Origin of the sequence: Mesorhizobium sp. CO1-1-11 (assembly GCF_020164995.1) — a bacterium.
In the GTDB taxonomy this organism is placed as follows: Bacteria; Pseudomonadota; Alphaproteobacteria; order Rhizobiales; family Rhizobiaceae; genus Mesorhizobium; species Mesorhizobium australicum.
This window is the reverse complement of sequence record NZ_JAIUHE010000020.1, coordinates 18654-40533: the sequence shown is the minus strand read 5'-3', so window position 1 is coordinate 40533 and position 21880 is coordinate 18654. Positions and strand designations below refer to the sequence as shown.

Genomic DNA, 21880 nt, shown 5'->3' with positions numbered 1-21880 from the left:
CTCGACACGGTCTGGCCAGCGCCCTTGTCTCCTGCCTACAAGATGAACAGAAGCTTAATGGTGCAATGCAGCATTTGCATCATTGCTATGCAAAATCGGCTGTTCAAGTCCCGCCCGATGATCACTATTTGAGCATCATCGAAACGAACCCAATTCAGGAGGACTACCATGAACCCGATCCGTGCTTTCCGTAACTGGCGCATGTACAACGAGACCGTTCGCGAACTGAACCGCCTCAACGCCCGTCAGCTCAGCGACCTCGGCATCAACCGCGGCGACATCGAGCGGATCGCCCGTCAGGCGATCTGATTGCAAGCGCGACCCGCCGCAAGGCAGGGTCGCAATGCAGAGCCGCCGCAGACGCTTGTCGTCGCCGGTTCCAAACCCGCTGGACCCTGTCCGGCGGGTTTTGTCTTTTGGGGGATTGGATTCATCTCGGCTTCGGCGTGATATGCCATGGCGATCCGCGGCAAATGCGGCGGCAGGGTTTGGACCGCCGTGGCAAACGTTAGCCGTCACCGCGTGCCTCGGTTGGCCACGTCGTTCCCAGCTCTTCCAAAAACGTTGCGAAAGCAGTCTGGAACGGTTATACAGGCCGCGAATTTCCCATTTTGGTGGCTCTAAACCACCGCCCGCGCGGGAACGCGGGCGAACGAGAAGGATTTGCACATGGCCAATACGCTGCTGATGCCCAAGGCGACCGCCGTCTGGCTGGTCGACAACACCGCGCTTTCCTTTGAGCAGATCGCGCAGTTCTGCGGGCTGCATCCGCTCGAGGTCAAGGCGATCGCCGACGGAGAATCAGCGCAAGGCATCAAGGGCATGGATCCGATCATGACCGGCCAGCTGACCCGCGACGAGATCGCGCGCGCCGAGAAGGACCCGAACCAGCGCCTGAAGCTTTCCGATCCCAAGGTGCGGGTGCCCGAATCCAAGCGCAAGGGCCCGCGCTATACGCCGCTGTCGAAGCGCCAGGACCGGCCGAACGCCATCCTGTGGCTGGTGCGCAACCATCCCGAGCTGAAGGACGCGCAGATTTCGCGCCTCGTCGGCACCACCAAGTCAACGATCGAGCAGATCCGCGAACGCAAGCACTGGAATTCGGCCAATCTGCAGCCGATGGACCCGGTGACGCTGGGTCTCGCCTCGCAGATCGACCTCGACATGGAAGTCAACCGCGCCTCGCGCGGCCGCGAACAGGCTCAGCCGGTCGGCGACACGCTGCTGCCGGCGGCATTGACCGAGCGGTTGGTGCCTGCACCGGAGAAGCCGAAGGATGAGGACGCGGAGCTCGATGCAAACGCCGTCTTCGCCAAGCTGTCGGCGCTGAAGTCGAAGGACACCGATACGGACGACGAGGAATAGACTTTTCGCCAACGCAACAAAATAGCCCGCTTCGAGCGGGCTATTTTGTGCGGCTCGGCAAGTCTTAGCTTCGCGCCGCGCGGTCGGGCGCCATGCCGTAGTCCTCGCTGCGCTCCACCGCCCGGTAGAAATCGGCAAGCTGCTTGCCGCGCTCCGGCTTGAAGATCCGGCCGGCGATGACCACGGAGGCAATGCGGTCGATGCGGAAGGCGCGGAAATCATCGCGCATCTCGCACCAGGCGACCAGCGTCCACACCTTGCCCCAGAACCACAGGCCGAGCGGCCTGATATCGCGCGCGGTGCCGCGGCCGGCTTCGTCCGAGTAGTCGATGGTCAGCACCTGGCGCTTTTCGACCGCGCGCTCGATCAGGTCGATCGCCTCGCGGGCGGCATCGCTGACCACCCACATCGGCGTGTGGATCTCGGTGCGGGCGATGCGGTCTTTCTCGGCATCGGGCAGCACGGCACCGATCTTGACCAGTGCCTCGTCGGCGGCCCGCGCCATGGCGGCGCCGCCAAAGGCGCGCACCATGCGGGCGCCGGCTACCAGCGCCACGATCTCGTCACGCGTGAACATCAGCGGCGGAAGGTCGAAACCCTCCCTCATCATATAGCCAACGCCAGCCTCGCCGTCGATCGGCACTCCGGTCGACTGCAGGTCGGCTATGTCGCGGTAAATGGTTCGCTCGGAAACCTCGAGCCATGTGCCGAGCTTCTGGGCGGTGACAAGGCGGCCACCACGCAGATGCTGCACGATTTGAAAGAGCCTGTCGGCGCGGCGCATCGTTTGCTTCCCCAGTGTTTTTCCCATGCATGCCGTGGCTCCCTGACCGGATCCACTTCCACATGACATGCATTACGGCTTCAGCCCTTCGCGCTTGCGCTGCGCGGCGACGAATTCCGCGCCGAAGGACAGTTTCCTCGTTGTCGGCGTCTTCGCATCGAGAACGCGCCAGAAGGGAGCGACGTCGCTGAGCGTCATGCCGCGCTCGAGATACTCCTTGGCAGCCTCGGCGACCGTACGCAGATGATAGCCCATGGTGACCGGGCATGTCACTTCGGCGCCATGCTCGATGGCAAGGGCCGTGCGCAGCGCGCGAACGTCCATATCGACGCCTTCGGGGATGGAGCGGATGAAATCGTCGACCTGGCGCGCGGTCGGCACCAGCATGGGCTGGCCTTCGATAACGTCCCCTACGGTGCGCGGCGTTGGCTTCACACCGTTGATGCCAGGCGCGTTCAGCCTGTCGTTCCAGTTTTGCATCGATCGTCCTCGGCCGGCCATACGCATTATTCCACCATCGCACGCACCTCCTGACAGCATGCTGTCAGGAGGCTTCAGCATACTCCTTGGCGAACAGCGTCCGCATCTGCGCGAGTTCGCTGCCTTTTTCCGGGTAGAGCGTCTGCAGGAAGGCAAGGGCGAAAGTGCCGGGCGCCGAACCTGGCGCGGACACGATTTTGCCGTCGGCCACGGCATGTGGCACATCCTGATAATTGCCGTCGCCTGCATAGCCGGACTCGTGACGGCTGATCCAGTCACGGCCATTGCTGGTATGTCTGGAGTTCTCGAACATGCCGGCTCGGGCCAGCGCCAGCGTTCCCGCACAGATGCCACCAACGACACCGCCGCGCGATGCGACAGCCATCAGCAGTTCGGCAGCATCCGGCGGCGTCTTGCCCGCCCAGTGGTCGGAACCGATGACGGCCACGGCATCGAGATCGGTATTCTCATTGATGCTGGCCGAGCGGTCTGGCGTCAGCTTAAAACCGCTGATTCCGGTCACCGGCTTGCCGTCGGGCGTCAGCGACACGGCGCGAGCGCCGAACCATTCGACCGCCGAGGCCGCCAGCAGCCCATATTCCCAGTCGGCAAAACCTTCGATGAACAGAAAGCCGATTGTCTTCTGATCGGACATGAGCTCGCTCCATCCCTCGCGCGCCGGACTTGATATCTGGGTGCTGACGCGTGAGCATCCAACCGCTGCGTTGAAAATTTTCGTCTCAATTGCCGTGATGTCGACGCTCGGCATACATGTCCGGCCAGCCGATATCCTTGCGAATGTCTGCGGGCAGCGCGTTCATGAACCGCTGGGTCCGGATCTCGTTGCGCATCGTGCGGATCTTGCCGACATAATGCTGCATGCCGCGCAGAATGGTAAAACCGTTCATGACCAATCTCCTCTCTCTAACCGGAGACACTATCGCACACCCCTCCTGACAGCAGTCTGTCAGGAGGATGGCAGGTCGTGTGGCGACTGTTCCGTTCTTGTCGTGACGGGTCGCGCGAGCGCGGATTGTTCACTAAGGAAGGGTTAATCGAGGCAGTATTGTTCATAGCTTGGCGACGAACTGTCGGGATAGGCGGCCTTCAGCGAAGTGACCGGAGTTCTGATATGAAAGGAGAAAATTCTTCCCCAAAAACAGGGAGACCACCATGAGCTTGCAACTGACAGGAATTCACCACCTGACCGCCATCACCGCCAATGCGCCCGGCAATCTTCACTTCTACACGAAGGTGCTGGGGCTGCGGCTGGTCAAGAAAACAGTGAACCAGGACGATACCTCGGCCTACCACCTCTTTTATGCCGACGGCGAGGCAACGCCGGGTACCGACCTCACCTTCTTCGACTGGCCGATCGGCCGCGAACGGCGCGGCACACACAGCATCGCGCGGACTAGCCTCAGGGTCGGCAGCCAGGAGAGCCTTGGCTGGTGGAAGCAGCACCTTGCCAGCGAGGGCATCGTGACAGGAGAGATTGCCGATGTCGGCGGCTACAAGTCACTGGATTTCGAGGACCCCGAAGGCCAGCGCCTGCGGCTCGTCAGCGATGGCGGCAAGGGCGGCAGCCATCCCTGGGCGCAAAGCCCGGTGCCGGCCGAGCATCAGATCCGCGGACTGGGGCCGATCGTTATCAGTGTTCCCGACATCACCAACACCGAGGCGGTGCTGGCCGGGGTGATGAACATGCGCAAGGTCCGCGACTATGCCTCGCCTGATGGCGAGGGCCAGGTCCACGTCTTCGAAATGGGCGCGGGCGGGCCGGCGGCGGAGCTTCATGTGGCCGTGCAGCCCGGGCTGGCACCCGCAAGGCAAGGCGCCGGTGCGGTTCACCATGTCGCCTTCAGGGCGCCAGACGAGGAGACGCTGCATCAGTGGACGGCGCGCCTGGCGGAATTCCGGCTGCCGTCAAGCGGCGAGGTCGAGCGCTACTACTTCCGCTCGCTCTATTTCCGTGAGCCGAACGGCATCCTGTTCGAGATTGCCACCGACGGGCCAGGGTTCACCGCCGACGAGCCGCTGGAGACGCTGGGCGAAAGCCTTGCCCTGCCCCCGTTCCTGGAGGCAAAACGCGCATCGATCGAGGCTGGCCTCAAGCCGCTGAAGTAGATTGCTGCGCGGTCAAGGCGTGCGTCGCGTTCCGCTTCGGGTTCGCGGCGCCTTTTCTTTCCCGGAGACCGAACGAACCGCTTTGACAGGCGCAAGCGTTGCTGGTCAAAGGCAGCATGACGAAACTCCTCGCCCTTGTCATCGTCGGGTTCATGGTCATCCAGCTCATCAAGCCGCTCGGCTGGCCGGGGCTCAGGCGCCGCGGCGATTTCTGGAAATTGGCATTGCTAGCCATGGCGGCGATCTCACTGGCGGCCGTGCTCGGGCACCTGACATAAGGCCTGGCGACAGCTGCGGTCGCTCTTCAGCCGGCAAGCACTGGGCCCACGAGATGTTCCGCCCAGGCCCGGTAGCCGGCCTCCGAGGCATGAAACCCGTCGGAAGCAAAACCGGCCTCGGGGTTGGTGATCGGCAGGCGCGGCGCCGGCACCGCGCCGCGCTCCAGGCAGAGGCGTTCGCCCATCCGGTTCATCGCGGTGGCGCGGATCTCGAGGATCTTGCCGAGCAGCGATGGCATGGCTGGTGCACGCGTGAACTCCAGCACCGGCGACCATACCACGCGCGCCTCCGGCCATTTGGCGCGCAGCGCGTAGAGGAGGCCGCCGAACTCCTTCTTGAAGCGCGGCACGGAATGAAAATTCTTGGTGTCGTTGGTGCCGATGGCGAGCACGATATGCGTCCACGGATCAGCCGACAGATTGGGCAGGACATGGTCGCGGATCTGACCAGATGTCGCCGAATTGAAGCCGGCGGCACGCCAGCGCACAGCGCCGCCGGTGCGCTGCGCAATCATGACGGCAAGCTGCGCGGCAAGCCCGTTTTCGGAATTCCCGATGCCGACCGAAGCGGCGGAGGAATCGCCCAGCACCAACAGCGAGATCGCCGGAGCCTCGCCCGAGATCTCGTGCATGACCGGTCCTTGCGCCGGCAGCATGCGCGAGGTGCGGCGGCGGACACCCAATCCCTGCCAGACATAGATCGGGAAGGCGAGCCAGGTGAGGAAGGTCGGAAAGCGTCGCATCGCTGGTCCATTGAACTGGTTTGCGACCAGCATTTAACGCATGTCGCGAGAGAGGTGAACGAGCATTTCCGGCGAAAACAGGATCGCCTCGAACGCTCTACCCCTTTACGCAATTCCGAAGGGGCTCTGAGCCATCGTGGCAATCGCGCTCCGCTTGCGGCTCGCCTGCATATTCGTCATGCAGCCGCACCCAATCCATCAGGTTGCGGTAGAGGCCGGTCTCATCGCGGCCCTTCGGCGTCAGGTCCAGATAGTGGTAGGCGCCGATCAGTTGTTCGCCGCCGCGGGCACGCGAAACGAAGGTCAGGAAAATGTCGCCGTTCTCGTCCCTGTAGAAAACGCTGGCGCCCGGAAGCTCCTTCGATGTCCGGGCTCGGGTCTCGAAATTGTATGTGGTGTCGCCAGCCGCGATCTGCCTGTCGGTGAAGGAAACCTGCATATCGAAGTTGAAATCAGACGCATAGGACGACACCCAGTCGAACTTCCAGCCCATGCGCTGCTTGTAGGCTACAAGCTCGTCCAGCGGCGCGCGCGAGATCACGACCAGCGATACGTCGTGGTGCATGAGGTGCTGGTTGGCACCGTCGATATGATCGGCAAGAAAGGAGCAGCCTTCGCAATGATTGACGCAGCCCGGCCCGAACATGAAATGGTAGACGATCAGCTGGCTATTGGCGCCAAACAGATCGGCAAGTTTCTTCGGCCCCCGTTCGGTCTCGAAGACGTAGTCCTTGCGAATTTTCAACCAGGGGAGTTCGCGCCGCTCGGCCGCGACGCGCTCGCGAAGCCGCGTCAGTTCCTTCTCGCGGGCCAGATGTGCCTTATGAGCCTCGAACCATTCTTCGCGCGAAACGACCTTGTTGCGATGCATGAACTTCTCCCTGTCTGCACCCCAAGGACGTACGGGATGGGCTCGCCCCGACATCGCCGCTGTCAGGGATGCCCAGAGAAAATAGGAATTCGAATGCCTTGACCCAAGGCCGGTGCGCCAAAACAAAAAACCCGGGCATGTCGGCCCGGGTTCGAAGGGAGGGATAGCAGGGGCTTCAGGCAGCCTGTTCCAGGCTCGCCTTCCATTTCCCAAGTGCCGCCAGGTGGTTCATGTGGGCGCGGTGGGTGAAGGCGGCCTGGCCGGCGGCGATGTTCGAGGCCTTGCCGCTCCATGCCTTCTGCGGGGCGGCCTGCAGCGCGCGGCCATAGGAGAAGGTCAGCTTCCACGGATGCGGGCCGATGGCGTTGATGGCATTGAGGTTGGCGGTCGCCTCCTCGTCCTCCTGACCGCCGGAGAGGAAGGCAATGCCCGGCACCGCGGCCGGCACCGTCTCGCGGAACAGCTTTATCGTTTTCTCCGCGACTTGCTCAGGACTGTCCACCGTGCCCGACTTCTTGCCAGAAAGCACCATGTTGGGCTTCAGGATCGTGCCTTCGAGGACAACACCGGCAGCGTGGAGCTCGTCATAGAGTTTTATCAGCGTCGCCTTGGAGACCTCAAAACAAGTGTCGATGTCGTGAGCGCCGTCCATCAGCACTTCGGGCTCGACGATCGGCACGATGCCGGCCTCCTGGCAAAGTGCGGCATAGCGGGCAAGCGCATGGGTGTTCGAGTTGATCGAAGTGACCGAAGGCACGCCCTTGCCGGTGTCGATGTCGATCACCGCGCGCCATTTGGCAAAACGGGCGCCGAGCTTGTAATAGTCGACAAGCCGCTCGCGCAGGCCGTCGAGGCCTTCGGTAATGGTGTCGCCGGGAAAGCCGGCCAGCGGCTTGGCGCCGGCATCGACCTTGATGCCTGGAATTGCGCCCGCCGCCTTGATGATGTCGACCAGCGGCGTGCCGTCGGCGGCCTTCTGGCGAATGGTCTCGTCATAGAGGATGACGCCGGAAATGTATTTGGCCATCGCGTCCTTGGCGCGGAACATCATCTCGCGGTAGTCGCGGCGGCTGTCGGGGGTAGATTCGACGCCGATGACGTCGAAGCGCTTCTTGATCGTGCCGGAGCTTTCATCGGCGGCCAGCAGGCCCTTGCCGTTGGCCACAATCGCGGCGGCAATGTCTTCGAGACGTTCGCTCATCATGCTTCTCCTAACCGGTTGGTATCGGCCAGCAGGACACTACCGCCAAAGGAATGACGCCGGAAAGCTCGAATCGAGCGAAAGTGGCCGGCGCTGCCGCCAGCTCCCTTCGAGTTGATCGAATTGCCGGTGAGCCGTCGTGCCCTCAGCGCTTCAGCACGTCCACGCCGGGCAATGGCTTGCCTTCCATCCATTCCAGGAAGGCGCCGCCGGCGGTCGAGACATAGGTGAAGTCGTCGGCGACACCGGCGTGGTTCAATGCAGCCACGGTATCGCCGCCGCCGGCGACCGAAACCAGCTTGCCCGCCTTTGTGCGCGCCGCTGCATACTTGGCCGCCGCCACCGTGGCGTGATCGAACGGCTCGATCTCGAAGGCGCCGAGCGGTCCGTTCCAGACAAGCGTCGCGGCGCGGTCGATCCACTCGCCGATCATCGTCACAGTCTTGGCGCCGACATCGAGGATCATGCCATCGGCCGGCACGTCGGAGATGGCGATGGTCTCGCAGGCCGCACCCGCCTTGAATTCCTTGGCGACGACGCCGTCGACCGGCAGGATGATGGCGCAGCCGGCCTCCGCCGCTTCGATCATGATCTGCTTGGCGGTCGGAGCCAGGTCGTGCTCGCACAGCGACTTGCCGACATCGGTGCCGCGCGCGGCGAGGAAGGTGTTGGCCATGCCGCCGCCGATGACGAGAGCATCGACCTTCTTCACCAGGTTCATCAACAGGTCGATCTTGGTCGAGACCTTGGCGCCGCCGACGATGGCAACGACCGGACGGACCGGGTTGCCCAGGCCCTTCTCCAGCGCCTCGAGTTCGGCCTGCATGGTGCGGCCGGCGAAGGAGGGCAAGAGGTGCGCCAGCCCTTCAGTCGACGAATGGGCGCGGTGGGCGGCGGAAAAGGCATCGTTGACGAAGATGTCGCCATTGGCGGCGAGCCGTTCGGTAAAAGCGGGATCGTTTTTCTCTTCGGCCTTGTAGAAGCGGGTGTTTTCCAGGAGCAGCACGTCGCCCTTGTCCATTGCGGCGACAGCGCTGCCTGCCGTGTCGCCGATGCAGTCGGAGGCGAATCCAACGGGACGGCCGAGCACCTCAGCCGTCGCCCTGGCGATCGGCTCCAGCGAGAATTCAGGCGAGGGACCATCCTTGGGCCGACCGAAATGGGCGAGCAGGATGACCTTGGCGCCCTTGCCGGACAATTCGGCGATGGTCGGCGCGATGCGTTCAATGCGGGTGGCGTCGGTGACCTTGCCCTCAGCGACGGGAACGTTGAGGTCGACGCGCACCAGCACGCGCTTGCCGCTGATGTTGCCGATATCGTCCAGTGTCTTGAAGACAGCCATGCCGGTTCCCTTTCGTCTGAAATCGCCGGGACCATACCTCGCATCAATGACGATGCAAGGCTTTGGCTGGGGCCGGGTGCGAAATTTTGAGGCGGACGGGGACATAGTCCGTGAAGACCGCCCGGCCTATGTCAGCGGGCAAACGGTCGCCCGCCTCAGCTTTCGGCCGACGCTTTCTCGACCGGGGGCTCAGGGGCGTCATCCGCCTGTGTTGCCCCCCGCGCCTCAGCCGGCTTGCGCCAGCTGCGGATAAAGGCGGCGAGACGGTCGCCGATCTCGCCGGCGCTCAGGAAGACAGGCACGCGCGCCACCGGCGCGGTCGGCTCGAAGGACAGGCCGAGCCCGGTGATTTTGCCCTTGTCGTCGACGTCGCGCACAATCAGCTCGATCGGACCAAGCAGCACGCGGTCGGCATATTCGGCATGGCCGCCGAGCCGCGCCGTGACCAGCGCACCGACGGTCTGTTTCTGCTCGGCCTCGCTGAGACCGGGCGCATAGGCGGCTTCCAGTTCGGCGGCGGAACGCGCTGGATCGACGGCGAAGGCGCCGAAGAAATCGGCATCCTCGGGATCGACGACGGCGCGGCTGGCGAACAGCTTGTCGAGCAGGCGGGGATAGCGATCGGGCACGAAGATGTAGACTTGATCGCCGGCGGCGAGCCGGCCCATGTCCTGGAAACGCATCGAGCGGCCGTCACGCAGCACCAGCGAGGGCCGCGCCCAGCGCGGGATGCGTTCGCCGCGCGCCACCGGACTGCCCGGCGCCACACGATAGGCAAGGAGTTCGTGGTGCGCGGAGCCGGGCAGTTCCAGTTCGACCTTGTCCAGCGGTCCGAGCCGGGCCGGCACGATCAGGCCGAGGCGCCGCGCCAGCGGGCCGACGGTCCAGCCCTGTATGACCAGGGACACCAGAACGATGATGAAGGCGGCGTTGAAGATGGTGCGGCCGTTTTCCAGCCCGCCGAGCAGCGGTGTGATGGCGAGCAGGATGGACACGGCGCCGCGCAGGCCGACCCAGGAGACGAAGGCGACTTCGGGACGCGGCAGGCGGAACGGGACCAGGCAGAGCCAGACCGCGACAGGACGGGCGACGAACATCAGGAACAGGCCAAGCGCTATCGCAGGCACCATGATCGCCGGGAACTGCGAGGGCGTCGCGAACAGGCCGAGGATGAGGAACATGATGATCTGCGCCAGCCACGACATGCCGTCCTGGAAGCGCTTGAGGATGGTGACAGCGCGGATGTCGGAATTGCCGGCGATGAGCCCGGCGATATAGACCGCCAGGAAGCCGGAGCCGCCGATGGCACCGGCGGCGGCAAAGACCATCAAGGACAGGGTCAGCACGAAGATCGGCAGCAGGCCATGGTCGAGGTTGAGCCGGTCGACAAGGCGCACGATGGCGAGGCCGCCGAGCACGCCGACGATCGCGCCAAGCCCCATGTTGATGAGGAAGCCGAGGATGAGATTGGTGACCAGGACATTGGCTTCGGGGTTGGCGTGGGCGGCGATGATCTCGACCAGCGTGATGGTCAGGAAGATGGCGATCGGATCATTGGTGCCCGATTCCACCTCAAGCGTGGAGCGCACGCGCTCGCGCAGATTGATCTCGCCGGCGCGCAGCAGGAAGAACACCGCCGCCGCGTCGGTCGAGGCGACGGCTGCGCCAAGCAGGAAGGATTCCAGCCAGCTGAGGTCGAGCAGGTAGTAGGCGGCGGCGCCGAACAGGCCGGTGGTGAGAAGGACGCCGAAGGTCGCCAGCGACAGGGCTGGTCCTGCCGCCTGCCGCAGGGCGTTGAGCGGCGTGCCGAAACCGGAATCGAACAGGATGACGGCGAGCGCCAGTGAGCCGGCAAAATAAGCGATGCGGGCATTGTCGAACTGGATGCCGAGCCCGTCGGTCCCGGTGGCGAGCCCGATGCACAGAAACAGGAGCAGGAGCGGGGCGCCGAAGCGAAAGGCGATCAGGCTCGAAAACGCCGCGGCGACAACAAGCGCCGTGCCGACCAGCGTAACGAGATAGATCGCATGCTCCATCCGTGATTTGCCCCTCGAATTCCTCTGCCTCCTGGCTTCACGGCAGAGTGGGGCGAAGGCGTGACCAGTGCAAGGCGGGAGGGTGGTTTTTTGCCCGGCGCCGCCGATTTTCGCGTTGCTGCTCCGGCAAATGAAAACGCCCGGACGAAGCCGGGCGTTTCGAGTGTCGGGAGATCGATCTTCGATCAGGCGATGGTCTTGCCGAAAGCGACCGCGGTGTCGCCCATGCGGTTGGAAAAGCCCCATTCATTGTCGTACCAGGACAGCACCGAAACGAAGTTGCCGTCCATCACCTTGGTCTGGTCGAGCGCCATGATCGAGGACCGCGGATCGTGGTTGAAGTCGATCGACACGTTCGGGTGATGGGTGACTCCGAGGATGCCCTTCAGCTTGCCGTTGGAGGCGGCGATGACCGCCTCGTTGATTTCCTGCACCGTCGTCGAGCGCTTGGCGATGAACTTGAAGTCGACGACCGAGACGTTCGGCGTCGGCACGCGGATCGAGATGCCGTCGAGCTTGCCCTTGAGGTCGGGCAGGACGAGGCCGATCGCCTTGGCGGCACCGGTCGAGGTCGGGATCTGCGACAGGGCGGCGGCGCGGGCGCGGTAGAGATCCTTGTGCATGGTGTCCAGCGTCGGCTGGTCGCCCGTGTAGGAATGGATCGTCGTCATCATGCCCTTTTCGATGCCGACCGTCTCATGCAGGACGGCCGCCAGCGGCGCCAGGCAGTTGGTGGTGCAGGACGCATTCGAGATGACGATGTGGTCCTTGGTCAGCTTGTCGTGGTTGATGCCGTAGACGACGGTCAAGTCAGCGCCGTCGGCGGGCGCCGAGACCAGCACGCGCTTGGCGCCGGCGGTCAGGTGCGCGGCGGCCTTGTCGCGGGCGGTGAAGATGCCGGTGCATTCGAGCGCGATGTCGATGCCGAGTTCCTTCCACGGCAGCTGCGTCGGATCCTTGATCGCGGTGACCTTGAACTTCTCCTTGCCGACGCTGATCTGGTCGCCGTCGACCGACACTTCATGCGGAAAGCGGCCGTGCACGCTGTCAAAGCGCAGCAGGTGGGCGTTGGTCTCGACCGGACCGAGATCGTTGACGGCGACGACATCGATATCCTTGCGGCCGGACTCATGGATGGCGCGCAGGATGTTGCGGCCGATGCGGCCAAATCCGTTGATGGCAACTCTGACAGTCATTTTTCTCTCCCGGGGAGCTGGAGGGCAGACGATTGATCCGCAGCTTCATAGCGGCGGACGGGCAAAGAATCCAGCCGCAGCGGGCTGGATTTAAATCGATTAGGTTGGGCCAGCCTGGCAAAACCGCTTTTCACGCGATCTCGCCGGGTATTTTGTTTCGTGCATGTCGTTATCTCAAGACCGCGACACACTTTTGGGCGACATGCCCGGGCCTCATCCGCCGTGCAGGCGGGCTTCCGCCGCCTTGGCGGCCGCCTCGGCGGTGATGCCGAAATGCGGATAAAGCTGTTCGATCGTACCGCTCGCACCGAAGCCGGTCATTCCGATGAAGATGCCGTCCGAGCCGATGAGATGATCCCAACCCTGGCGGATGCCGGCCTCGATCGCCATCTTGATCGGTGCCTCGCCGATCGTCTTCTTGCGATAGGCGTCGGTCTGCTTGTCGAACAGTTCGAAGCAAGGCACAGAGACGACACGGGTCGGGTGGCCATGTTTTTCCAGAAGGTCGCGTGCGCCAAGCGCGATCTCGACCTCGGAACCGGTGGCGAAGATCGTCACGGCGGCCTCGCCGCTGGCGGCGGCGAGCTCATAGGCCCCCTGGCTGCTCAGGTTCTTTTCGGTGAACTCGGTGCGCACGGTCGGCAGGTTCTGGCGGGTCAGCGCCAGGGTCGACGGCGTCTTTTCGGATTCGAGCGCGATCTGCCAGCATTCGGCGGTTTCCACCGCGTCGGCCGGACGGAACACATTGTGGTTGGGAATGGCGCGCAGGGCGGCCATGTGCTCGACCGGCTGGTGGGTCGGCCCGTCTTCGCCCAGACCGATGGAATCATGGGTCATGACGAAGATCGAGCGGATACCCATCAGCGAGGCAAGCCGCATCGAGGGGCGGGCATAGTCGGAGAAGCACAGGAAGGTGCCGCCATAGGCAATGACGCCGCCATGCAGCGTCAGGCCGTTGATCGCGGCAGCCATGCCGTGTTCGCGGATGCCGTAATGGACATAGCGCTGGCCGTAATCGTCCGGCGTGATGTTCTTGGTCTGGCTGGTCTTGGTGTTGTTGGAGCCGGTCAGGTCGGCCGAGCCGCCGATGGTTTCCGGCACCGCACCATTGATGACTTCCAGCGCCATTTCCGACGATTTGCGGGTCGCGACCTTCGGCTTGTCGGCTGAAAGCTTCTTCTTGTAGTCGGCGATGACGGCGTCGAAATTCGCCGGCAGCTTGCCACTGGTGCGGCGCTCGAACTCGGCCTTCAGCTTTGGATCGGCCTTGGCCAGGCGGCCTTCCCAGTCCGTGCGCGCCTTGACGCCGGCCTTGCCGGCGGAGCGCCAGGCATCGAGAATGTCAGCCGGGATCTCGAAGGGCGGCGAGTCCCAGTTGAAGAACTTGCGCGCGCCAGCGATCTCATCTGGGCCGAGCGGCGAGCCGTGCGCCTTGTTGGTGCCGGCCTTGGTCGGAGCACCGAAGCCGATGGTCGTCTTGCAGGCGATCATCGTCGGCTTGTCGGAATGGCGGGCGGCCTCGATGGCGTAGGCGATCGCTTCCGGATCGGTGCCGTCGATGTGGCTGGCGTTCCAGCCGGAGGCCTGGAAGCGCGCGACCTGGTCGGTGTTGTCGGCGAGCGAAACCGGACCGTCGATCGAGATGTTGTTGTTGTCCCAGAAGACAATCAGCTTGTTGAGCTTGAGGTGACCGGCAAGGGCGATGGCTTCCTGGGAAACACCTTCCATCAGGCAGCCGTCGCCGGCCAGCACATAGGTGTAGTGGTCGACAAGGTCGTTGCCGAAGGCGGCGTTCATGATGCGCTCGCCGAGCGCGAAGCCGACCGAATTGGCGAGGCCCTGGCCGAGCGGGCCGGTCGTGGTCTCGATGCCGGTGGCGTGGCCATATTCGGGATGGCCGGCGGTTTTCGAGCCCAACTGGCGGAAGTGCTTGATCTGGTCGATGGTCATGTCTTCGTAGCCGGTCAGGTGCAGCAACGAATAGAGCAGCATCGAACCATGGCCCGCCGACAGGATGAAGCGGTCACGGTCGGCCCAATGCGGGGCCTTGGGATCGTATTTCAGGAAGCGGGTGAACAGCACCGTGGCAATGTCGGCGCAACCCATGGGCAGGCCGGGATGGCCGGAATTCGCCTTCTCGACGGCGTCCATGGAGAGAAAACGGATCGCATTGGCCATCCGGTCATGTTGTTCACGCGACGTCATGGTACCTCCAGGGTGGGGGTTTGGGGGCTTGGGAGAGCCCTTGAAAAGGGTGCGCGACACATAGCAGGCGCGGGCTTTTAGTCAACAAATCGGGTGCAGATTTGCCGGTCTTGTGATGTCGGCGGTGGACCTACTTTAGCGTTAGCGGGGGACAGTCGCGAGAGCTTTATTGACGTTGCCTTCACCCGGTGCCTAATGTTTCCGGGATAACGCGTTCTGAACGCGAACGATTCGGTGATGGGCAGGGCACAGGACGAAGCCATGACCGGGGAAACCACGCTCAAGGAAGTGATCGCCAGGCTGAGCAAGGCCATCGAAGGGCTGGAAAACGCCGTCGCGGCCAAGCTCGAGCATGAACGCGACTATTCGGAAGCCGAGGCCGAAGTACAGCGGATGAATGCCGACCGCTCGCGGTTGGCGCAGGAACTCGACAATTCCGAAGCGCGCGCCGAACGGCTGGAAGACGCCAACAAGGAAGTGTCGCGACGGCTGGTGACCGCGATGGAAACCATCCGCGCCGTGTTGGACAGATAGGAGCTGGCCCGATGGCACAGGTCACGGTTTCAATCGACGGCAAGCAGTACCGCATGGCCTGCGACGAGGGCCAGGAAGAGCATCTGATTGATCTCGCCGAGCGTTTCGACCGCTATGTCTCGCACCTGAAGGATTCCTTCGGCGAGATCGGCGACCAGCGGCTGACCGTCATGGCCGGCATCATGGTGATGGACGAGCTTTCCGAGCTGCAGAAGCGCGTCAAGGGCATGGAAAGCGAAGTGCTGACCTTGCGCAAGACGCGCGACGAGGCGCTGACCAAGGCCGACAAGAGCGACAGCGTGCTGACCAGCGCGCTCGGCGCCCTGGCGCAGCGTATGGAAGATTTGTCGGCGACGCTGGCAATCAACAAGGCCTGAGGCGTCTTCGCTGATCCCTGCCGCTTGTCTCATGCCCGATACCACGACGTATTTTTGGCCTGATCCCGCGTGTGGGGAAAAATTTTTGCCCATCGAGTGAATGGCCGTCATCTCCAGCGTTTAATCAGTCGCGCTGCGGTGCTACGATCAGGTGCCGGGCGCCGGGCGGCGAAGATCCGGCCACATTCACAAGGGGTAGGGATAGGTCATGAGTCTTCGTATCAACGATATCGCGCCGGACTTCACCGCCGAGACCACGCAGGGAGCCATCAAATTCCATGACTGGATCGGCGACGGCTGGGCGATCCTGTTCAGCCATCCGAAGAATTTCACGCCGGTCTGCACGACCGAGCTTGGCACGATGGCCGGGCTCGAGGGCGAGTTCAAGAAGCGCAACGTCAAGATCATCGGCATTTCGGTCGACCCGGTCGAAAGCCACGGCAAATGGCAGGACGACATCAAGACGGCGACCGGCCATTCGGTGCATTATCCGCTGATCGGCGACAAGGACCTCAAGGTCGCCAAGCTTTATGACATGCTGCCAGGCGGCGCCGGCGAAACTTCGGAAGGCCGCACACCCGCCGACAACGCCACCGTGCGCTCGGTCTACGTCATCGGGCCGGACAAGAAGATCAAGCTGGTGCTGACCTACCCGATGACCACGGGGCGCAACTTCGACGAGATCCTGCGGGCGGTCGATTCCATGCAACTCACCGCCAAGCATCAAGTGGCGACGCCGGCGAACTGGAAACAAGGTGAGGACGTCATCATCACCGCCGCCGTTTCCAACGAGGATGCGATCAAGCGCTTCGGCGCCTACGAGACCATCCTGCCCTATCTCAGGAAGACCAAGCAGCCCTCCGCCTGAGCCAGCACGCCGGAATGGTTTCCGGCGTTTTCCGCTCCTGCGAACCAAGTCATGCTTGACTGGTTCGTCGGGGCGGACAACCATGCTCACGGTGGGTTCCGGCGGAGAAAATCGTTCCTGCCGGCTAGGTCTGGGGAAGCCGGACGTGCAGATAACTTTGGCGAAGCCGCAGGTCAGCGGTTTTTATGACAAGCCGACCGGGGCCATCCAGTATGTCGTCGCAGACCCGGCGACGAAGCGATGCGCCATTATCGATCCGATCCTCGACTTCGACGAGAAATCCGGCGCGACGAGTACGAAGAGCGCGGATGGCTTGCTCGGTTTCATTGGGGAAAACGGGCTGGAGCTCGAGTGGATCCTCGATACCCATCCCCACGCCGACCATTTCTCGGCGGCGCATTACCTGAAACAGAAGACCGGAGCGCCGATGGCGATCGGCGACAGGGTCGTCGACGTACAGGCACTGTGGAAGGTGATCTATAACTGGCCGGACTTTCGGGCTGACGGCTCACAGTGGGACAGGCTGTTCGCCGAGGGCGAGACCTTCCGGATCGGAACCCTTCCGGTCAGGGTGCTGTTCTCGCCTGGACATACATTGGCATCGATCACTTATGTTATCGGTGACACCGGCTTCATCCACGACACCCTGTTCATGCCCGACAGCGGCACGGCAAGAACGGATTTTCCCGGTGGAAGCGCCGCGCGGTTGTGGCGCTCGATCCAGGGCGTCCTGGCCTTGCCGGAGGAAACCCGGCTGTTCGTCGGCCATGATTACCAGGCCGGCGGGCGCGAACCGATGTGGGAAAGCACGGTCGGGGCGCAGAAGGCGACCAACATCCATCTTGTCGCCGCGCGTACAGAGGCCGAGTTCGTCGCGCTACGCGAGGCGCGCGATCGCACATTGCCGATGCCGCGGCTGATCCTGCACGCGCTGCAGGTCAACATCAATGGCGGGCGGCTGCCGGAGCCGGAAGCCAATGGCCGGCGCTACCTCAAATTTCCGCTGGATTCGCTTTGAGGCAACCGTGGCTCCTGCTGCGGCGTACAAAAAAGGCGGCGCCAGTTTCCTGACGCCGCCCTGCTATTTCCTGGCCGAAGCCGGCTTTAAGCCGCCGGCTGTGCCTCGATGGTGCGTAGCGCCTGCATCTGGCGCTTGGCGGCGGCCTTGACCGCATCCTGCACCTTCTCGAAGGCGCGCACCTCGATCTGCCGCACGCGCTCGCGGCTGATGTCGAACTCAGCCGACAGTTCCTCGAGCGTCAGCGGCTCCTCGGCGAGGCGGCGTGCCTCGAAGATGCGCCGCTCGCGATCGTTGAGCACGGCCAGAGCGCCCGACAGCATGCCGCGCCGGTTTTCCAGCTCGTCCTGCTCGATCAGCATCTCTTCCTGGCTTTCGTGGTCGTCGACCAGCCAGTCCTGCCATTCGCCGGACTCGCCTTCCGTCGCCCGGATCGGCGCGTTGAGTGACGCGTCGCCGGACAGGCGGCGGTTCATCGACACCACTTCGGCCTCGGAAACGTTCAGCCGCGTGGCGATCTCGGCGATCTGGTCGGGCTTGAGGTCGCCATCGTCCAGCGCCTGGATCTTGCCCTTCACCTTGCGGAGATTGAAGAACAGACGCTTCTGGTTGGCGGTCGTGCCCATCTTGACCAGGCTCCACGAGCGCAGGATGTATTCCTGGATCGAGGCCTTGATCCACCACATGGCGTAGGTGGCGAGGCGGAAACCGCGCTCGGGTTCGAATTTCTTGACGGCCTGCATGAGGCCGACATTGCCTTCCGAGATCACTTCGCCGATCGGCAGGCCATAGCCGCGATAGCCCATGGCAATCTTGGCGACGAGCCTCAAATGGCTGGTGACGAGCTTGTGCGCGGCCGTGGTGTCTTCATGCTCGGCGTAACGCTTGGCGAGCATGTACTCTTCCTGCGGCTGAAGCATGGGAAAGCGGCGGATTTCTTCCAGATAGCGGCTGAGGCCGCCTTCACCGGAAACGATACTGGGTAATGACTGGGCCATGATAGCGCCCCCTCTCGATTGGAGTGATGCCCCCGAAACGCGGCAGGCATGTGACGCGAACACCAAAGGCTCGCTCGCGACAACAGATCTTATACAGGAACAAAACCAGAAAAGACAGGCATTTGTTCAACACGAAACAGTGTGTCACGCTGAAGTGAACAATGCCACTCAGGTTTTCTGATGGCAGGTCAGAGCTTGCGAAAGCCGCCGACGAGTTCCTCCATGTCCCCCGGTAACGGCGCTTCGAACCTCATCGTTAGATGGGTAGTCGGGTGCCGAAATGCAAGGAGCCATGCATGCAAAGCTTGCCGGGAGAATGCCTTGACTTGGCTTTTCAGCGGTTCGGGCAGCCGATTGGCCTTGGTACGGAAGGCCAGGCCGTAGTCCGGGTCGCCAATCACGGGATGGCCGATATGGGCCATGTGGACGCGGATCTGGTGGGTGCGACCGGTTTCCAGCCGGCATTCGACGAGGCTAGCGGCAGCGAATTCCCGCTGGCCCTCGCCGAAACGCTCCTGCACGGCAAAACGGGTGACGGCGTGGCGTGCGTCGTCGCGGCCTTCCGGCACGACGGCGCGGCGAACCCGGTCGGAGGCGCGGCCAAGCGGTGCATCGATCGTGCCGGTCGGCCTCTGCGGTATGCCCCAGACCAGCGCCAGGTAGGCGCGCTCGAGATCGCCGGTCAGGCCGTGGTCGGCGAACGCCTCCGACAGAGCCTTGTGGGCACGGTCGGTCTTGGCGACCACCATGACGCCGCTGGTCTCCTTGTCGAGGCGATGGACGATGCCCGGGCGGCGCACCCCGCCAATGCCTGACAGGCTGTCGCCGCAATGATGAATCAGCGCATTGACCAGCGTGCCGGTCCAGTTGCCGGCGCCGGGGTGCACGACGAGCCCCGCCGGCTTGTTGATGACGATCAACTCGTCGTCTTCGTAGAGCACGTCGAGCGCAATGTTCTCGCCCTGCGGCTGCGCCGGCTCCGGTTCCGGCATGGCGACCGACACATTTTCGCCCGCGCGCATCTTGCGCTTGGTTTCGTCGACCGGCTTGCCGTCGATGACGACGGCGCCTTGCCTGATCAGCATCTGCACGCGACTGCGTGACATGTCCGGGCCAAGGGCTGTCGCCAGCCACTGATCGAGGCGTTGGCCGGCCGCGTCCGCGCCGGCGACCAGCAAGGTGGGCGCGGCCTCTATCAACAGGTCCTCTATCAATTCGGGGGCCTCTTCGCTATGAGCGCTCATCGAAAAACCATTCCGGAATGTTTGCCATGGCCCGGCCCGATGCCGATGAAGAGCAGGAAAAGCCGCTCGCCCCCGAAGTCGACAAGCTGCGCGGCAAGCTCATCCGCTTCATGGCCATCAATCTCGGCCTGCTCTTTCTGGCTCTTATGGTGGTGATCGCGGCGATTGTCTACAAATCACGCAAGGCAACGCCGGTGAGCCCGCCGCTGGCCGGCGACGTCCAGGTGCCCGCCGGCGAACCGCTCAGCGGGGACATCGTGCTGCCGGTTGGCGCCAAGGTGGTCGGTCAGTCACTGTCGGGCAGCCGCCTTTCGATCGACGCCGAGCTTGCCGACGGCAGCCGTGCGATCTTCGTCTACGATATCGCCGAGCGCCGCCTGATTGGCCGTTTTGCGATCCGCAACAAATAGGCCGGCGCCAATGCGGCAAACACATTTGCCACCGACATGACCGGCTTCGCCGAACACCGTCGTGTCGCGACCGTGGCGCTGGTCGTCGCCAGCTATGACGAGGCGATCGCCTGGTATGTCGAGCGGCTGGGTTTTACGCTGACGGAGGATGTCGATCTCGGCGGCGGCAAGCGGTGGGTCACGGTCGCGCCGTCCGACGGGCAGGGCGCCAGGCTGCTGCTGGCCGAGGCGTCCGGCGAGACGCAGAGGAAAAGCATCGGCAACCAGACCGGCGGCCGGGTTTTTCTCTTCCTCGAAACCGACGATTTTGCCGGCGACCATGCAGCGATGCTGGACAAGGGCGTCGAATTCCGCGAGGCGCCGCGTCACGAAGCCTATGGCACGGTGGCGGTTTTCGCCGATCTGCATGGCAATCTGTGGGACCTGATCCAGCCGAAACGGTAACGCGGGGCGGCTTTTCATTCGATGCGGCAAAGCCGCCGAACCCCAGTTGCTTTTTCCCGGCCGTCAGCCTATATCGCCCCTTCTTGAGCGCGCCCATCGTCTAGCGGTCAGGACACCGCCCTCTCACGGCGGGAACAGGGGTTCGATTCCCCTTGGGCGTACCAGGCAACGGTCCTGTCGTTGACCTCCAGACAATCCTGCAGTTTCGGACCCGTCCCGCATGGGCTCCGCATACATCGAAAGAGCACGCAAAGCCTGCGAGAGCCCGGGCTTCCCATACCCCGAATCCACCCAATTTAAGTCAAGCCGCGACGCTTGAAAGCACTGCGATCCCTGATACTTGCGGTGCGGGAATAGCTTTCGCGGCAACGCGGGTTTCGGGTCGGGTAGAGTTTGGAATGGCCTCTGTTGGGACGACATGCACGCACTGCCATGGCGGTGGAAAGGTTTTCGACTGCTCGAGATGGCGTACCTCAAAAGGGTATTGCTGCCCGCACGGGACACATCAAAGCGGTTGCCCGGGAAAGACCATGATATGCGCGCAGTGTGCCGGGCTTGGAACGATACCAGAAACCGAGTTCAGGGCCGTCGCGTAGGCCGTCATATCGCGACAATCATGGAGTTCGCGGCCATCTATTCCTAGCCTTGCGGGTGGGGACGGCAGGCAGGTTAAGGTTTGGTTTACCAATAGCCTGTCTACTGGGGACAATTCGCTTTCAGCCTGCGACCACGGATGTACTGGCGCAGTTGTCGAGGCGGAAAGGAAAGGTCGGCTCCGTGCCGGCCTTTTTGCTTTTTCGGGCTACATGGCTCGCATCGGCCAGGCGCCAGGGCGGCTTCGCAGTCGGCTTTCTTCGAACAACTTTTTGGCAAGGGATATTGTCATTGCCCATGTCGGCTCTACCATCGATCACAGCAGTCCGGCGGGTTGCCGGACCGTCGTGACGATGAGGGCTTGCGATGAAACGTGCTGCAAAACTGGCGATTGCGGGTGTGATGTCGGCAGGTGTCGTATATGCATCGGCCGCAACGCTCAACAGTATGGACGATGTCGGGACCGCGATCCAGTCCTGCTGGACACCGCCTGCCGGTGCCGGAGATTCGACTGTAACCCTGAGTTTCAGTTTCAAGCGCGACGGCACTCTGATAGGGCCGCCGCGACCAACCGCCGCCAAGGTGGCTGGCGACGACAAGGCACGTAAGGCGTTCATCGATGCGGCAATAGCGGCGGTGAAGAATTGCACGCCGCTGAGTTTATCGCCGGCGCTGTCGCAAGGGATTGCCGGCAACGTGTTCACGCAGCAATTCGTTTCGCCCAAGCAATAGCGGTAGCGCCCAAAGAACGCCTGCCATGGAGCG

General features: G+C 63.2%; 24 protein-coding genes and 1 tRNA gene. 12 read left to right on the top strand and 13 right to left on the bottom strand.

Features of this window, described 5'->3' with window-relative positions; translation table 11 throughout:
* Nucleotides 1-168: 168 nt before the first annotated feature.
* Together LB554_RS22400 and LB554_RS22395 are read left to right on the top strand one after the other, a co-directional pair.
* On the top strand, nucleotides 169-309 hold the full coding sequence (locus LB554_RS22400) for a DUF1127 domain-containing protein (protein ID WP_013892619.1): 141 nt from the start codon (nucleotides 169-171) through the stop codon (nucleotides 307-309).
* Nucleotides 310-669: 360 nt separating this feature from the next.
* Complete coding sequence (locus tag LB554_RS22395) at nucleotides 670-1365, top strand: DUF1013 domain-containing protein (RefSeq protein ID WP_015315358.1); 696 nt, start codon at nucleotides 670-672, stop codon at nucleotides 1363-1365.
* 64 nt (nucleotides 1366-1429) lie between these two features.
* Here the strand turns inward: LB554_RS22395 and LB554_RS22390 are convergent, their stop codons facing one another.
* The 4 genes from LB554_RS22390 to LB554_RS22375 form a co-directional block, all read right to left on the bottom strand.
* Nucleotides 1430-2149, bottom strand: a complete 720-nt coding sequence (locus tag LB554_RS22390; RefSeq protein WP_013529238.1) for a helix-turn-helix transcriptional regulator — start codon at nucleotides 2147-2149, stop codon at nucleotides 1430-1432.
* A gap of 72 nt (nucleotides 2150-2221) precedes the next feature.
* Nucleotides 2222-2629 carry a hypothetical protein gene (locus tag LB554_RS22385; protein WP_224587013.1) on the bottom strand — a complete coding sequence of 136 codons (408 nt, stop codon included), beginning with the start codon at nucleotides 2627-2629 and terminating at the stop codon, nucleotides 2222-2224.
* A gap of 64 nt (nucleotides 2630-2693) precedes the next feature.
* Nucleotides 2694-3284 (bottom strand): DJ-1/PfpI family protein, encoded by a 591-nt coding sequence (locus LB554_RS22380; RefSeq protein ID WP_224587011.1) that lies wholly within the window; start codon nucleotides 3282-3284, stop codon nucleotides 2694-2696.
* A gap of 85 nt (nucleotides 3285-3369) precedes the next feature.
* Nucleotides 3370-3537, bottom strand: coding sequence for a hypothetical protein (locus LB554_RS22375; RefSeq protein WP_015315361.1), 168 nt, complete (start codon nucleotides 3535-3537; stop codon nucleotides 3370-3372).
* Nucleotides 3538-3802: 265 nt separating this feature from the next.
* Between LB554_RS22375 and LB554_RS22370 the strand changes: the two genes are divergently transcribed.
* Both LB554_RS22370 and LB554_RS22365 read left to right on the top strand, forming a co-directional pair.
* Nucleotides 3803-4756: a ring-cleaving dioxygenase gene (locus LB554_RS22370; protein ID WP_140712685.1), complete on the top strand. Its 954-nt coding sequence runs from the start codon at nucleotides 3803-3805 to the stop codon at nucleotides 4754-4756.
* A 98-nt stretch (nucleotides 4757-4854) separates the two neighbouring features.
* Nucleotides 4855-5034, top strand: coding sequence for a hypothetical protein (locus LB554_RS22365; protein ID WP_032922606.1), 180 nt, complete (start codon nucleotides 4855-4857; stop codon nucleotides 5032-5034).
* Nucleotides 5035-5060: 26 nt separating this feature from the next.
* Here LB554_RS22365 and LB554_RS22360 read toward each other — a convergent pair whose 3' ends face one another.
* The 7 genes from LB554_RS22360 to tkt form a co-directional block, all read right to left on the bottom strand.
* Nucleotides 5061-5777: an SGNH/GDSL hydrolase family protein gene (locus LB554_RS22360; protein ID WP_140874847.1), complete on the bottom strand. Its 717-nt coding sequence runs from the start codon at nucleotides 5775-5777 to the stop codon at nucleotides 5061-5063.
* Nucleotides 5778-5874: 97 nt separating this feature from the next.
* Nucleotides 5875-6648 carry a DUF899 domain-containing protein gene (locus tag LB554_RS22355; protein WP_140663003.1) on the bottom strand — a complete coding sequence of 258 codons (774 nt, stop codon included), beginning with the start codon at nucleotides 6646-6648 and terminating at the stop codon, nucleotides 5875-5877.
* 175 nt (nucleotides 6649-6823) lie between these two features.
* Nucleotides 6824-7849 carry a class I fructose-bisphosphate aldolase gene (locus LB554_RS22350; RefSeq protein WP_224587009.1) on the bottom strand — a complete coding sequence of 342 codons (1026 nt, stop codon included), beginning with the start codon at nucleotides 7847-7849 and terminating at the stop codon, nucleotides 6824-6826.
* A gap of 145 nt (nucleotides 7850-7994) precedes the next feature.
* Complete coding sequence (locus tag LB554_RS22345) at nucleotides 7995-9191, bottom strand: phosphoglycerate kinase (RefSeq protein WP_224587006.1); 1197 nt, start codon at nucleotides 9189-9191, stop codon at nucleotides 7995-7997.
* A gap of 155 nt (nucleotides 9192-9346) precedes the next feature.
* Nucleotides 9347-11227, bottom strand: coding sequence for a potassium/proton antiporter (locus LB554_RS22340; RefSeq protein WP_140720087.1), 1881 nt, complete (start codon nucleotides 11225-11227; stop codon nucleotides 9347-9349).
* 185 nt (nucleotides 11228-11412) lie between these two features.
* The gene (gene gap, locus LB554_RS22335; protein WP_015315369.1) at nucleotides 11413-12423 is read right to left on the bottom strand and encodes a type I glyceraldehyde-3-phosphate dehydrogenase; all 1011 of its coding nucleotides are present in this window, start codon (nucleotides 12421-12423) and stop codon (nucleotides 11413-11415) included.
* A gap of 213 nt (nucleotides 12424-12636) precedes the next feature.
* Nucleotides 12637-14628, bottom strand: coding sequence for a transketolase (gene tkt, locus LB554_RS22330; RefSeq protein WP_224587003.1), 1992 nt, complete (start codon nucleotides 14626-14628; stop codon nucleotides 12637-12639).
* 261 nt (nucleotides 14629-14889) lie between these two features.
* Between tkt and LB554_RS22325 the strand changes: the two genes are divergently transcribed.
* The 4 genes from LB554_RS22325 to LB554_RS22310 all read left to right on the top strand — a co-directional run bounded on the left by LB554_RS22325 (nucleotide 14890) and on the right by LB554_RS22310 (nucleotide 17425).
* Nucleotides 14890-15162: a DUF4164 domain-containing protein gene (locus LB554_RS22325; protein WP_015315371.1), complete on the top strand. Its 273-nt coding sequence runs from the start codon at nucleotides 14890-14892 to the stop codon at nucleotides 15160-15162.
* 11 nt (nucleotides 15163-15173) lie between these two features.
* Nucleotides 15174-15539, top strand: a complete 366-nt coding sequence (locus LB554_RS22320) for a cell division protein ZapA (RefSeq protein ID WP_015315372.1) — start codon at nucleotides 15174-15176, stop codon at nucleotides 15537-15539.
* A gap of 208 nt (nucleotides 15540-15747) precedes the next feature.
* Nucleotides 15748-16407 carry a peroxiredoxin gene (locus LB554_RS22315; protein ID WP_015315373.1) on the top strand — a complete coding sequence of 220 codons (660 nt, stop codon included), beginning with the start codon at nucleotides 15748-15750 and terminating at the stop codon, nucleotides 16405-16407.
* Between the two features lie 145 nt (nucleotides 16408-16552).
* On the top strand, nucleotides 16553-17425 hold the full coding sequence (locus LB554_RS22310; protein ID WP_224586992.1) for an MBL fold metallo-hydrolase: 873 nt from the start codon (nucleotides 16553-16555) through the stop codon (nucleotides 17423-17425).
* Between the two features lie 86 nt (nucleotides 17426-17511).
* Here the strand turns inward: LB554_RS22310 and rpoH are convergent, their stop codons facing one another.
* Together rpoH and LB554_RS22300 are read right to left on the bottom strand one after the other, a co-directional pair.
* A complete protein-coding gene (rpoH, locus tag LB554_RS22305; protein ID WP_015315375.1) occupies nucleotides 17512-18423 on the bottom strand; it encodes an RNA polymerase sigma factor RpoH in 912 nt (303 codons plus the stop codon).
* Between the two features lie 188 nt (nucleotides 18424-18611).
* Nucleotides 18612-19667 carry an RluA family pseudouridine synthase gene (locus LB554_RS22300; protein WP_224586990.1) on the bottom strand — a complete coding sequence of 352 codons (1056 nt, stop codon included), beginning with the start codon at nucleotides 19665-19667 and terminating at the stop codon, nucleotides 18612-18614.
* Nucleotides 19668-19693: 26 nt separating this feature from the next.
* On the opposite strand from LB554_RS22300, the gene LB554_RS22295 reads away from it, so the two are divergent.
* The 4 genes from LB554_RS22295 (at nucleotide 19694) to LB554_RS22280 (ending at nucleotide 21847) form a co-directional block, all read left to right on the top strand.
* A complete protein-coding gene (locus LB554_RS22295) occupies nucleotides 19694-20077 on the top strand; it encodes a hypothetical protein (protein WP_015315377.1) in 384 nt (127 codons plus the stop codon).
* A gap of 36 nt (nucleotides 20078-20113) precedes the next feature.
* Complete coding sequence (locus tag LB554_RS22290; protein WP_224586988.1) at nucleotides 20114-20521, top strand: VOC family protein; 408 nt, start codon at nucleotides 20114-20116, stop codon at nucleotides 20519-20521.
* A gap of 89 nt (nucleotides 20522-20610) precedes the next feature.
* Nucleotides 20611-20685, top strand: a tRNA-Glu gene (locus tag LB554_RS22285).
* A 796-nt stretch (nucleotides 20686-21481) separates the two neighbouring features.
* Nucleotides 21482-21847: a hypothetical protein gene (locus LB554_RS22280; RefSeq protein ID WP_140712699.1), complete on the top strand. Its 366-nt coding sequence runs from the start codon at nucleotides 21482-21484 to the stop codon at nucleotides 21845-21847.
* The last annotated feature ends 33 nt before the right edge of the window (nucleotides 21848-21880 follow it).